Source organism: Kribbella sp. CA-293567 (assembly GCF_027627575.1).
Taxonomy (GTDB): domain Bacteria; phylum Actinomycetota; class Actinomycetes; order Propionibacteriales; family Kribbellaceae; genus Kribbella.
The window spans coordinates 160,973-174,499 of record NZ_CP114065.1 but is presented as its reverse complement, the minus strand read 5'-3'; the positions used below and the strand labels follow the sequence as shown (position 1 = coordinate 174,499).

The following is a 13,527-nucleotide window of genomic DNA, read 5'->3' as shown; positions in this document are numbered from 1 at the left end:
CAACGTGTCAGAGCTTGGACTCCGCCTCGGTGAGCACCGCGCGGAGGATCTGCTCCATCTCGTCGAAGTGGGTCTGGTCGCAGATCAGCGGCGGCGACAGCTGGATGACGGGATCGCCGCGGTCGTCGGCGCGGCAGTACAGACCGGCGTCGAGCAGCGCCTTGGAGAGGAAGCCGCGCAGCAGCCGCTCGGACTCCTCGTTGTCGAAGGTCTCCTTGGTCGCCTTGTCCTTGACCAGTTCGATCCCGTAGAAGTACCCGTCACCCCGGACGTCGCCGACCAGCGGCAGGTCGAGCAGCTTCTCGAGCGTCGCGCGGAACTCCCCCTCGGTGTCCCGGACGTGCTCGTTGATGTTCTCCCGCTCGAAGATGTCGAGGTTGGTGAGCGCGACGGCCGCGGAGACCGGATGGCCGCCGAAGGTGTAGCCGTGCGCGAACGACGCGTTCTCCCGCAGGAACGGCTCCATCAGCCGGTCCGAGGCGATCATCGCGCCCAGCGGCGAGTAGCCCGAGGTGAGGCCCTTCGCGCAGGTGATCATGTCCGGCTGGTAGCCGTACCGCTCGGCGCCGAACATGTGGCCGAGCCGGCCGAAGGCGCAGATCACCTCGTCGCTGACCAGCAGGACGTCGTACTGGTCGCAGATCTCACGGACCCGCTCGAAGTAGCCGGGCGGCGGCGGGAAGCAGCCGCCCGCGTTCTGCACCGGCTCCAGGAAGACGGCGGCGACGGTGTCGGGGCCCTCGTTCTCGATCGCGACGGCGATCTGGTCGGCGGCCCAGCGACCGAACGCGATCGAGTCGTCGGCGTGGATCGGGGCGCGGTAGAGGTTCGTGTTCGGCACCCGGAAGGTGCTCGGCACCAGCGGCTCGAACTGCTGCTTGAGCTCCGGCAGGCCGGTGATCGAGAGCGCGCCGTGGGTGGTGCCGTGGTAGGCGATCGCGCGGCTGATCACCTTGTGCTTCATCGGCTTGCCGGTCAGCCGGAAGTAGTTCTTCGCCAGCTTCCAGGCGGTCTCGACCGCCTCGCCGCCACCGCTGGTGAAGAAGATCCGGTTCAGGTCGCCCGGCGCGTAGCCGGCCAGTCGTTCCGCCAGTTCGATCGCCTTCGGGTGCGCGTAGGACCACAGCGGCATGAAGGCGAGCTCCGAAGCCTGCTTGGCCGCCGCCTCGGCGAGCTCGGTGCGGCCGTGGCCCAGTTGGCTGACGAACAGCCCGGCCAGGCCGTCCAGGTAGCGCTTGCCGCGGGCGTCGTAGATGTAGGCCCCGTCGCCGCGGACGATGATCGGGACCTCGGACGTCTGGTAGCTGCCCATCCTGGTGAAATGCATCCAGAGGTGGTCGCGCGAAGACTGCTGCAGACGGGCGAAGTCGGCGTCGTCAAGGGCGTCGGACGGCATCATCGTATTCCTCATCTCGAACTGACCGGTGCCCGCCATCCTGCCTGTCCGGGTTGAGGGCTGGCAAGTGATTACGTTTGTGGTCTGCCAATATCCTGCTGATCTCATCCGTTGACAGGCTTTACACCTTCGGATTCCGTACCTCAAGGAGCGCTCTCAGGTGATCACCACTCTCTTCACCAACGGCACGGTCTTCGACGGCCGGACGCAGCACCCCGACTGGTCCGTGGCGGTCCAGGGCGGCCGGATCACCGCCGCCGGCCCCGCTGGTGACGGCCGGCTCTTCGCCGACCTTCGCGGTCCCGCGACCGAAGTGATCGATCTCCGGGGCGGTCTGTTGCTCCCGGGCTTCGTCGACGCCCATGTCCACCCCGTCCAGGGCGGTCTGGAGCGAGCCCGCTGCGACCTCTCTCCGGTCTCTGGCCGCGAAGCGACGCTCGCCACCATCGCGGCGTACGTCGAGGCTCACCCTGACGTCGAGTGGATTCTGGGCGGTGGCTGGCATCAGCCCGACTACCCCGGCGGCACCCCGACCGCCGCGGACCTCGATCTCGTCACCGGCGACCGGCCGGCCTTCCTCGTCAACGCCGACCACCACGGCGCCTGGGCGAACTCCCGCGCGCTCGCCTTGGCCGGTCTCGACGCCCGTACGCCGGACCCGGCCGACGGTCGCATCGAGCGCGACCACGACGGCAATCCCACCGGCACCCTGCACGAAGGCGCCATGGATCTCGTCGGCCGGCTCGTCCCGCCGACCACTCATGAGGAGCAGGTCGCGGCGCTGGTCGAAGCCCAGGCCTACCTCCACTCGATGGGCGTCACCGGCTGGCAGGACGCGATCCTCGGCGACTACGCGAACCTCTCCGACTCCACCCCGGCGTACGTCGAACTGGCTCGCGCGGGCCGCCTCACCGCCCGCGTCAACGGTGCGCTCTGGTGGCGACGGGACCGGGGCGCCGAGCAGATTCCCGAGCTGATCGAGCGCCGGGACGCACTTCGCTTCCCACGCCTCAGAGCCGGCAGCGTCAAGATCATGCAGGACGGTGTCGTCGAGAACTTCACCGCCGGACTGCTCGACCCGTACTGGACGAGCTCTGACCCCACCGCAGCGCCCCGGCCAGGAGCCGGTTGCGGCTGTGGCAGTGGCAGTGGCAGTGCCAACGTGGGCCTGTCCTTCGTCGATCCGCTCGCTCTCCGCGACCACGTCACCGCCCTCGACGCCGCCGGCTTCCAGGTGCACGTCCACGCCATCGGTGACCGTGCTGTCCGCGAGGCGCTGGACGCCTTCGAGGCGGCCCGATCCGCGAACGGTGACAGCGATCTACGCCACCACATCGCCCATCTCCAAGTCGTCCATCCCGAGGACCTCGGCCGGTTCGCGGCGCTCGGTGTGGCCGCCAACCTGCAAGCGCTGTGGGCGGTGCACGAGCCGCAGATGGACGAGCTGACCATCCCGTTCCTCGGTCCTGAGCGAACCCGTTGGCAGTACCCGTTCGGCGCTCTCGCGCGGTCGGGTGCGCGGCTCGCGGCCGGCTCCGACTGGCCGGTGTCGAGCCCGGACCCGCTGGCCGCGGTACAGGTCGCTGTGAATCGGCATACGGGTGACGGAGAGTACGAGGCGTTCCTGCCGGAGCAGGCGCTCGACCTGGCGACGGCGCTCGCGGCGTACACGGCGGGGAGTGCGTGGGTGAACCATGCGGACGAGACCGGCCGCATCGCGCCGGGCCTGCTGGCCGATCTGGCCGTGCTCGATCGCGATCCGTTCGCCGGGCCGATGGAGGAGATCGGTTCAGCGCGGGTCGTAGCAACCTTTGTCGAAGGCGAATGTGTCTATGGCACGTGAATCAGTTGCCGGATCGGCGGAAGGCCTACCGAATCCGTTGTCGATGCGGTTAGGCTCCCCGGCATGCAGACGCTCACGAACCTTGTGGATGGCAAGCCGGCCGGCGCGCTCGGCGGTGCGACGTACGACCTGATCGATCCGTCCACCGGTGAGGTCTACGCGCAGGCGCCGAAGTCCGGGGCCGAGGACGTCGACCAGGCGATGAAGGCGGCGGCTCGCGCCTTCGAGAGTTGGCGCGACACCACCCCGGCCGAGCGGCAGCGGATGCTGCTGAAGATCGCGGACGCGCTGGAGACGCGGGCGGACGAGTTCACCCGGGTGGAGAGCGAGAACACCGGCAAGCCGCTCGCGCTGACCGCGTCCGAGGAGCTGCCTCCCTGTGTGGACCAGTTGCGGTTCTTCGCCGGCGCGGCGCGGGTGCTGGAGGGTCGGTCGGCCGGGGAGTACATGCCCGGCCACACGTCGTGGGTCCGCCGCGAGCCGATCGGTGTCGTCGGTCAGGTGACGCCGTGGAACTACCCGCTGATGATGGCGATCTGGAAGATCGCGCCCGCGCTGGCCGCCGGCAACACGATCGTGCTGAAGCCGAGCGACACCACGCCTGCCTCGACGGTGCTGCTGGCCGAGCTGTGCAACGAGTTCCTGCCGCCGGGGGTGTTCAACGTCGTGTGTGGGGATCGCGACACCGGTCGCGCGCTGGTGGACCACGAGATTCCGCAGTTGGTCGCGATCACCGGTTCGGTGCGCGCGGGGATGGAGGTGGCGAGCGCTGCTGCTCGTCAGCTGAAGCGCACCCACCTGGAGCTGGGCGGGAAGGCTCCGGTGGTCGTCTTCGACGACGCCGACCTGGAAGCCGCCGCGGAGGCGATCGCCGAGGCGGGCTACTTCAACGCCGGCCAGGACTGCACCGCGGCCACCCGCGTTCTCGCCGGGCCCCGCATCCACGACGACTTCGTCGCGGCCCTCACCGAGCAGGCGCGGGCCACCAGGACCGGACGCCCCGAGGACGACGTCGCGTACGGCGCCCTGAACAACGCCGGCCAACTGCACCGGGTCAGCGGCTTCGTCGACCGGCTGCCCGACCACGCGTCGCTGCAGACCGGTGGCCATGCCGTCGGCGACCGGGGCTACTTCTACGAACCGACCGTCGTCTCGGGCCTGCGCCAGGACGACGAGGCGATCCAGCAGGAGATCTTCGGCCCGGTCATCACCGTGCAGCGCTTCTCCGACGAGGACGAGGCCCTTCGCTGGGCCAACGGCGTCGAGTACGGCCTCGCCTCCTCGGTCTTCACCCGCGACCACGGCCGCGCGATGCGGATGGCCCGCCGCCTCGACTTCGGCTGCGTCTGGATCAACACCCACATCCCGATCGTCGCCGAGATGCCGCACGGCGGGTTCAAGAACTCCGGTCACGGCAAGGACCTCTCGATGTACGGCCTGGAGGACTACACCCGGATCAAGCACGTGATGTCGAACATCGAGGTCTGATCGGCGGGGTCCCCGCGATGGAATCCGCGAGTGGTCTGCCCGGTTCGCTTTACCTCAGCGCGGCCGAGCGTCCACAGTAGGTCCATCACCGGTCCGCGGAAGGCAGAGGTGTCCAACCCGATGACCCACCTGGCCTTCGACGGCGGCCAATCAGCCCTGCGTCTGCGAGTGGTTGCCTCGGGAGCGGTCGTGCAAGGCCCGGGCCACACCCACGGCAGCAACAGCCCGCAGGCGACCTTGGACGCCGTACGCCTGACTGCGGAGAGGGCCGGCCTCTCCGCAGGTACCGGCGGGCCGGTCGACGTTGCCGCGCTCGGCCTCACCGGCTTCCCTCAGCACCCGCCGACCGCACGAACGCTGGCCGCGGGAATCGCCGAGATCCTCCAGGCCGCCGAGGTCCGGCTCACCCAGGACATGGTGACCGCGCATGCGGGAGCGCTCCCCGACGGGTACGGCGTAGTGGTTGCCGCAGGCACCGGATTGGTCTGCCTGGCGGTCGATCGGGACGGTTCCTGGCACAAGCTCGACGGGCACGGCTACCTCTTCGGTGATGCCGGCAGCGCCTTCGCGATCGGCCGCGCCGGGTACGTCGCCGTACAGCGCGCCCGGGACGGCCGCGGCCCGTCGACCTCCCTCGCCGACACCGCTCTCGATCCGATCAACTTGTACTCGTCCCCGACCGTGGTGGACGACGTCGCCCGCTTCGCACCCGCAGTACTGCGAGCTGCCGCCGACGGCGATCTAGTTGCTCAAAGCATCTTCTCTGCTGCCGTAGCCGACATCGCGGAGACGATCACCACCGCCGTCGAGCGGCTGACCGGCGACGGGCAGGTCCCGGTCGCTTGCGTGGGCGGCCTGTTCGCGGGCGCCGGCGAGCAACTCACCGAGCCGCTGCAGGCGGCCCTGCCTCGACGCGCCAACCTCACGGAGGCGGCCGGAAACTGCCTTGACGGCGCCGAACGCCTGGCCACCGAACCCCCCGGCCCGTACGCCGATCTGCTCGTCATCCACCGCGGCGCCGATCGGTGACCAGCAGCCATCCAAGTGGTGCCTTGCCCGACCGACCCCGGCAACCCGATCTTCTCGCCCGCCGCGCTGGCGTGGCGTACTCCGGCACCGGAGGTTTGGTAAGCATCGTTGTGACGCAGTGTTGGGACAGGAACTTCTCCGGGTTCTCCGCCCGGCCGATTGCTGGAGCATCGAGATGAGTGAGCTACTGCTGGCGGCTGCCTCGCTGGACGTGACACCTCCGCCAGGTCATCGTCTCGACGGCTACTCGGCCCGCGAAGGCCTGGCAACCGGGACCGCCGACCCGCTGCGCGCGACCCTGATCTGGCTCAGCACCGAAGGCTCGCCGGGAGTGCTCTGGCTGAGCCTTGACGCCATCGCGGCCGGTACGGCGCTGACCGCCGAACTGGCTGCCGCAGCCGGAGCCGCAGCCGGCATTCCGCCGGAATGCGTGCTCGTCTGCGCCTCCCACACCCATTCGGCGCCGTCGGGCTGGACCGGCCAGATCCATCCCGTCATCCCCTCGTTGCGAGAGCCCTCGCTGTACGAGCCGCTCATCGCCGCCGTCGCCGCGACCCCTCTGGACCGCCACCCGGTGCGCGCGTCCTGGCGATCGATCGAGGTGATCGGCGTCGGTACCAACCGCCACCACCGCGACGGCCCACACGACAACACCGCGGGAGTACTGGCGTTGCGCTCCGCCATCGACGACACCCTCCGCGCGGTCCTGCTCGACTTTGCCTGCCACCCCACGACGTACGGGCCGGAGAACCTGCTCTACTCCGCCGACTGGCCCGGAGCCACCCGTACGGCGCTCGCCCACCTCGCTGCGGCCGGCACGAGGTCCGAACCGGTCGTCGGCTATCTCCAAGGAGCCGCAGGCGACGTCAGCCCTCGCTTCACCCGCCAAGGCCGAGGCGCACCCGAGGTCGAGCGCCTAGGTAGCCTCCTGGCCGCCCGAGTAGCCGAAGCCCTCACCGCCCCAGGCCTCGACCTACCGTCCGTCGCCCCGACCATCCACCGCGCAACTGTCAGCCTGAAGGTCCGCGACCTCCCTACCCCCGCAGAGCTGGCAGCCGTCATCAACACCGCCGAAGCCGGCCTCCACGGCAGCCTCGACGACCCCGCCCACCGAATAGCCCAAACCCGCCTGGACGGCGCCCGCGGCCAATCCCTGATGGCAGCCGCCCGGCTCCCAGCAGCCCTCGACCTCCCCATCAGCGTCGCAAGACTAGGCGACGTCACCTGGGTCCACCTCCCGGTAGAACTCTTCGCCACTCACGGCCGCCAACTCCAAACCGAAAGCCCGCACCCCATCACCCGAGTGATCGGCTACACCGATGGCTATTTCGGCTACGTAGTAGATCCCGACGCCGCCCACCGCGGCACTTACGAAGCCCTCATCACCTACTTCGACCAACCAACCACCACCCAACTCCTCACCGCCGCAACAGCCCTCCTGACCAGGTAGGCGCCTGCCGAGGTCGCCCGCAACGAGGTCTGTTCGCCGGTTACGCAGAGTGTTACGTTCCCCGCGGGGGATGTCGTAGTAGACGGCATCTGGGGAGGGACGCCATGAAGCATGGCCGCAACGAACAGCAGACCGGCGCAGGTATGGCGAAGCCGCCTGACTGGATCGTGAACTGGCAGTACAACTCGCCACCGAACTGGCCGCAGCCACCATCCGGCTGGGTACCGCCACCGGACTGGCGCCCCGATCCGGCATGGGGCCCGCCGCCGGCCAACTGGACCTTCTGGCTACCACGGCAGACCGGGCTGGCCGCGCCGGTCGCGGCTGCACCTGCCCCGGCGACCCCGCAGGCCGAAGTACCGGCTGCGGCGCCTCAGTTCGCGCCGCCCGAGCCAGTTGCTGCTCCGCGAGGCAAGGGCTCCGCTGAGCTTTCCATCGGATTGTTCGGCGCTCGGGGAAAGGCCAGAAAACTCGCAGTTGAGGTACAACACCTCGCGGCGCAGAACGAACGGTTGAGGGACCAGTTGGAGCGCCACGGAGCGCTCTCGCTGGTGGAGATCGAGGAGCGGAAAGCTGAGCTGACCGCCGATCTCGAGAGCCAGAAGCTCAGGCTCACGCACGAACTGGAGGCAGAGCAGGCACGGCGTACCGCGGTCGTGAGCGCACTCGCCGCAGAGGAGGCGGCGGTTGCCGACCGGCTGAAAGCCCTGCAGAATCAGGTGATCGTGACCGAGGACCAGCTGATCCTGCAGGAAGTTGGCATCTACGAGTACACGCATCCGTTGGACCACTCCGTGGCCTACAAGGCCGAACTCGCGAAACTCCAGGATCAGATCAAGGCGATGAGCCGGAAGGACGGCGGCGCGGTCTCGGGCTCGACCCAGATGACCATGAACGACTCACTGCCGCAGGGCCAGAAGATGGTTCGCGAGTTCTCCAAGTTGTTGCTCAGGGCCTACAACAACGAGGCCGACAACCTCGTTCGTGGGATGCGCCCGTACAAGCTGTCGACCTCGACCGATCGGCTGACGAAGGCCAAGGCGACCATCGAGAAGCTCGGCCAGAGCATGAGCATCCAGATCGGCGGCCACTACCATGCGCTCCGTCTCCAGGAGATGGAGCTGACCGCGGACTACCTCGAGAAGGTCGCTCGCGAGAAGGAGAACGAACGGGAGGAGCGGGCCCGGCTTCGAGAGGAACGTCAAGCCCAGCAGGAATTTCAACGTCAGCGGGACAAGTTGGAGCGCGAGCGCACGCACTACCTCAACGCGCTGGCGGCCCTGGAGGCGAAGGGCGATCTCGAGGCGGCGGACCGGATGCGCGCTGAGATGGGCGAGATCGAGAAGGCCATCGAGGACGTCGACTACCGGGCCGCCAACATCAGGGCCGGCTATGTCTACGTCATCTCCAACTTGGGAGCGTTCGGCGGCCGGATGGTGAAGGTAGGGATGACGCGACGCCTCGAACCGCTGGATCGCGTACGTGAATTGTCCGACGCTTCGGTTCCCTTCAACTTCGACGTCCACGCGATCCACTTCTCCAACGACGCGGTCGGCGTCGAGGCCGAGATGCACCGCAGGCTGGCGGATCGGCGAGTCAATCGGGTGAACCTGCGCAGGGAGTTCTTCTATGCGACGCCGACGGAGGTCCGTGACCTGCTGGCCGAGGTTGCCGGTGATCTGCTGGAGTTCACCGAGTCCGCGGAGGCGTTCGAGTTTCATCAGTCGGTCAACGACTCCACCGATGAGGAGGTACCGGCCCTGCCGTAGCTGCCTACCCGTTTTCACGCCTTTCTGAATGTGATGTTCTCTCCTTGTGTGTAAAGGATTTCCCGTCAGAAAGTGCCGGCGCTGACGACTAGTGTTCGGGTATGGACGATCGTGCGGTGGTGTTGATGAGCGGCAGCGAGTTGCTGTCCGCCTATGACGTCCTGCACGAAGAGGTCTGTGAACGACAGGCTCGGCAGGCCCAGATCGTCGCCAGGCTGGACGAAATGGGTCACGCGAAAGAGATCGGTGCCCACGACACCGCCCGGCTGCTGTCGAAGCGATACCGGCTCGACGCCGCTGAGGCTCATCGCCGCGTCCGGTTTGCGACCCAGCTGCACAAGTACCCCGCGGTCGCCGCTGCGCTCCCCGTTCCTGGTGCTGTGCTTGCTACTGACGGAGTGGTGCTGCACCTGGACCAGGCGGAGGCGATCGTCGCGGCATTGGAGAAGATCCCCGCGAAGGCGAACGTGCCGGTCGAAGACCTGTCCGAAGCCGAGCTCCGGATGGTGGAGGCCGCCGAGCACCTGCCACCAGCCGGTCTGCGCAAGTTGGGCGCGCAGGTCCGCGACGTACTCGACACCGACGGCCCCGAACCCCGCGAGGAAGCCGCCCGCCGGCGCGAAGAAGTGTGGGTCAAGCGAGCCGACGGCGGCATCAAGTTCGGCGGCTACCTGGCCGGCGAGAATGCCGAACGCCTGGAAACCGTCCTCCAGTCCGGCGCAAAGCCCCACAAAACCGAGCAGGGCGAGCGAGACCCGCGATCGCGAGGCAAACGCCAGGCCGACGCACTGTCCGACGCCCTCTCGATCGCGCTCGGCTCCGGCGCCTTGCCAGGCCACGGCGGAATCAAGCCCCACCTCACCGTCACCATCGACCTCAAAGACCTGATCGAAGCCGGCCAGAACGCCACCGGCGACCTGACCTTCGGCGACGGCCTCTCCGCCAGTGCCGTACGCCGCCTGGCCTGCGACGCCGGAATCATCCCCGTCATCCTCGGCTCCGACAGCGACCTCCTCGACGTCGGCCGCGAACACCGCTTCGTCACCACCGGCCTCCGCAACGCCCTCAACCTCCGAGACCGAGGCTGCGTAGTCTGCAACGCCCCACCGCTCTACTGCGACGCCCACCACCTCACCAGCTGGCTGGACGGAGGCACCACCAGCCTCACCAACCTGGTACTCCTGTGCCGCGTCCACCACACCGCCCTACACAACGGCCACTGGACCATCACCATCCACAACAACCAGGTCCACGTCTCCCGCCCCACCTGGGCCACCCGCCCACCCGCCAGACACAGAAGCCCAGCACCACCCACCACCCCCGCCTCCGCGCACGCCGCGACGACGGCCACTGCCCCACGGCCAAAACCCGGAGCCACCCCCGCGACGCCGGGAGCCACCTCGGAGGCGCCCGGAGACACCCCCGCGACGTCCGAAGCCACCTCGGCGACGCTCGGAGGCACCCCCACGACGCCCGAAGCCACCCCCGCGATGCCTGGAGCCACCTCGGCGACGCTCGGAGGCACCCCCACGACGCCCGAAGCCACCCCCGCGATGCCTGGAGCCACCCCGGCGGCGCTCGACGAAAACACTGCGACGTCTGAAGGCATCCCGGCGGCGCTCGGCGAAACGGTCGAGGTGCCCGCAGACACCACCGCGGCGGACGGGCACACCGTCGCAGCGGAGACCTTCGGCGCGCTGCTCGGTCACGCTGGTGCAGCTGTCGGAGACACCACCGCGATTGCCGAAGCTGCCAACGTGACAACCGACGTCGCCAGCGCGATGGACGGAGGTGCCGCCGCAGCAGTCGAGGACACCAGCGCGATCGCCGAAGGCATCAACTCGGCCGACGCAGGCACCGGCGTGACGAGCAAAGGCGCCACCGCAGTGGATGAAAGTGCCGGCTCGGAGGTCGACGGCACCAGCGCGATGGGCAAAGGCACCACCGTGACGGGCGAAGGAACCAATGCTCCGTCTTCAGTCGCCCGGGTCTGGCCGTTCACGGGCGATACCTCCTGGATCACTCCCGAGGAAACAGCCGCCCTCAACCCATGGGGCGATGACCCCGAAACCACCGGTCATCCTCCGCTCAAGCCCCAGCAGGCGCCTCAGTTCGACCCATGGGCAGACAGCGCCTGATGATTGCCCGCCTGCCCGCCTGCCCGCCTGCCCGCCTGCCCGCCTGCCCGCCTGCCCGCCTGCCCGCCTGCCCGACCGCCCGTGAGTCCGTGAAACCGTCAGGATCCGCCGCAGCCGGCATCAACATCGGGTAGCCTTCCGCGACTCCGCGACTCCGCGACTCCGCGACTCCGCGACTCCGCGACTCCGCGACTCCGCGACTCCGCGACTCCGCGACTCCGCGACTCCGCGACTCCGCGACTCCGCGACTCCGCGACTCCGCGACTCCGCGACTCCGCGACTCCGCGACTCCGCGACTCCGCGACTCCGCGACTCCGCGACTCCGCGACTCCGCGACTCCGCGACTCCGCGACTCCGCGACTCCGCGACTCCGCGACTCCGCGACTCCGCGACTCCGCGACTCCGCGACTCCGCGACTCCGCGACTCCGCGACTCCGCGACTCCCGCACGGGGCAGTACGCAGAGATCGCCGAAGCGCAGTACGCGAAGATCGCCGAAGCGAGGCTGGGGCGACTCCGGCGACTAGCTGGTCGGGCTGCCGGCCGACGACAACGTTCGCGAGCTGAACGCACTCGACGCAACCTTCGACGCTCGGTACGGCGAACTGCGCTCGCAGGAGCGTTGCCTCGGCTGCCCGCCACTCCCGCGCCTGGCTGGTCGGGCTGCCAGCTGACGACCTTCGATGTCTGGTGCGCGGAGTGCACTCGTACGGCCGCTGTCAGCTTTCCACCACTCCCACGACCGAGTTTGGGTGCCGCATGCCACGTATCTGACTGCCGTGGGCGGCGCGGCGAGTACTCCGCCGCTGGCTGGTGCGCGGTCCGGGCAGGCAGCGTGTTGAGCATCAGGTGCTTCCGGCGGGCTAACAGCTCGGGCGTCGCGCCTGGTGCGTGGTGTCCGGTTAAGCAGACCGCGCAGAACCTGCTCGGCGCCGATGCGGACCTCGTCGGCTGATCGCCCGCAAGGGGTGGCGGCGCCTACGACCTGCCGGTTGGTGCGATTTAGGTCGGCAGCGCGACGGGTGCTGACGTGTGACTGGAGAGGGCAGCGCGGCGGGCGCTGGGTGTGACTCGCGTGATCCAGCCGAGCAGCGGCGACGGGTTGGCGCGCTGGCCCCACCGTCGTCAGGGAAGGCCCAGTGATGGCGTCCCGGCTGGCCGAGGCGACGGGGGAACTGGTCGGGTGCTGCTACTTATAGGCAACCGACGGCAGGCGTGTGGCCGGAGTGATCTGGTGCAACGAGCGCTTTGTACGACTCGTGCGATCCAGGCGAGCAGCGTGGCGGGTACCGGTGTCTGAAGTGGTGCGAGCACGGCGAGGGACACAGTTGCCGACTGGCGATCTATGCAAGCAGCGCTGGTGGCTGCCAGTTGCTTGTCGGCAGACGAGCTAGCGCGAGTAGGCATTGGCCGACTGATCGAGGCGAGCTAGCGCGAGTGGGCACTGGCCGACTGATAGAGACGACCTAGCGCGAGTGGGCACTGGGCGACCCATCGAGGCGACCTAGCGCGACCGGTGCTGGCTGCCTGGCTGAGGGGTCGAGCTTCGCGGATTCTGGTCCGGCGAGCTGGGCGGGAGTTCGACGGTTTCGCCGCGGGCGGGGGCTTCGATTCGCCAGGTTTCGTGGTCTTGCTCGGCCAGTGTAAGGAAGTCGGACAGGGGGGACTTCATGATGCGGTAGTCGTCGTAGTGCACCGGTACGGCGAGTTGCGGGCGGATTCGGCGGAGGAAGTCGAGGCCTTGGGGGCGTCCATGGTGACGGTGGCGAACAGGATCTTGGTTCCGCCCAGGTGGACGATCGCGGCATCGAGGTGGGGGTGGCGGTCGTGGATCTCGTCGAGGTGGTCGCCGGTGAGTGTGTCGCCGGTCAGGTAGATGCGGCGGCGTACCTCGCCGTCCACGCGGTGGACCAGGAGCGAGCCCATCACCGGGGGCAGCAGTTTGCCGAAGATGCCGCGCCCGTGAGTGCCGGGCAGCGCCTCGACCGTCAGCGTCTCAGTGCCTTGGGTCAGCTCGTGCGACTCCCACACCTGCAGGCCTCGGGTGGCGAAGCCGTACTTGGCCAACCGGTCGGCGGCGGGTTCCGTGGTCACCAGCGGTACGGCGCGGTCGAGCTCCCGCCGCGCGATTCGGTCGAAGTGGTCGCCGTGCAGATGTGAGAGCACGATGGCGTCGAGCTGCGGCAGGTCTGCCGGTTGCATCGCGGGTTCGGTGAGGCGACGGCTCCACAGACCCTTGCCCAGATAGGCCCGCTGGCCACGGTGCAGGAAGTTCGGATCGGTCAGCAGGGTGAAGCTTCCCAGCCTGATCAGCGTCGTGGCGGTTCCGATGAAGGTGATGCTGTCCATGAAAGCCTCAGCTCCGGATCGAGATGAGCTGCCGCAGTACCCATCTCGATCCGCTGGAACCAGCGG

General features: G+C 68.6%; 8 protein-coding genes. 6 read left to right on the top strand and 2 right to left on the bottom strand.

Annotated elements, in window-relative coordinates; translation table 11 throughout:
* Positions 1-7 precede the first annotated feature (7 nt).
* Positions 8-1,399 carry an aspartate aminotransferase family protein gene (locus tag OX958_RS00830; protein WP_270134980.1) on the bottom strand — a complete coding sequence of 464 codons (1,392 nt, stop codon included), beginning with the start codon at positions 1,397-1,399 and terminating at the stop codon, positions 8-10.
* A 157-nt stretch (positions 1,400-1,556) separates the two neighbouring features.
* Between OX958_RS00830 and OX958_RS00825 the strand changes: the two genes are divergently transcribed.
* From OX958_RS00825 to OX958_RS00800, 6 genes are all read left to right on the top strand, one after another.
* On the top strand, positions 1,557-3,239 hold the full coding sequence (locus tag OX958_RS00825) for an amidohydrolase (RefSeq protein WP_270134979.1): 1,683 nt from the start codon (positions 1,557-1,559) through the stop codon (positions 3,237-3,239).
* Positions 3,240-3,302: 63 nt separating this feature from the next.
* Entirely contained in the window at positions 3,303-4,727 is a 1,425-nt protein-coding gene (locus tag OX958_RS00820; RefSeq protein ID WP_270134977.1) for a gamma-aminobutyraldehyde dehydrogenase, read from the top strand.
* Positions 4,728-4,847: 120 nt separating this feature from the next.
* Complete coding sequence (locus tag OX958_RS00815; protein WP_270134976.1) at positions 4,848-5,756, top strand: N-acetylglucosamine kinase; 909 nt, start codon at positions 4,848-4,850, stop codon at positions 5,754-5,756.
* A gap of 175 nt (positions 5,757-5,931) precedes the next feature.
* On the top strand, positions 5,932-7,206 hold the full coding sequence (locus OX958_RS00810; RefSeq protein WP_270134974.1) for a hypothetical protein: 1,275 nt from the start codon (positions 5,932-5,934) through the stop codon (positions 7,204-7,206).
* Positions 7,207-7,310: 104 nt separating this feature from the next.
* The gene (locus OX958_RS00805) at positions 7,311-8,975 is read left to right on the top strand and encodes a DUF4041 domain-containing protein (RefSeq protein ID WP_270134973.1); all 1,665 of its coding nucleotides are present in this window, start codon (positions 7,311-7,313) and stop codon (positions 8,973-8,975) included.
* Between the two features lie 101 nt (positions 8,976-9,076).
* Positions 9,077-11,113, top strand: coding sequence for a DUF222 domain-containing protein (locus tag OX958_RS00800; protein ID WP_270134972.1), 2,037 nt, complete (start codon positions 9,077-9,079; stop codon positions 11,111-11,113).
* Positions 11,114-12,780: 1,667 nt separating this feature from the next.
* Here OX958_RS00800 and OX958_RS00795 read toward each other — a convergent pair.
* On the bottom strand, positions 12,781-13,461 hold the full coding sequence (locus tag OX958_RS00795) for an MBL fold metallo-hydrolase (RefSeq protein WP_270134971.1): 681 nt from the start codon (positions 13,459-13,461) through the stop codon (positions 12,781-12,783).
* Positions 13,462-13,527: the final 66 nt, after the last annotated feature.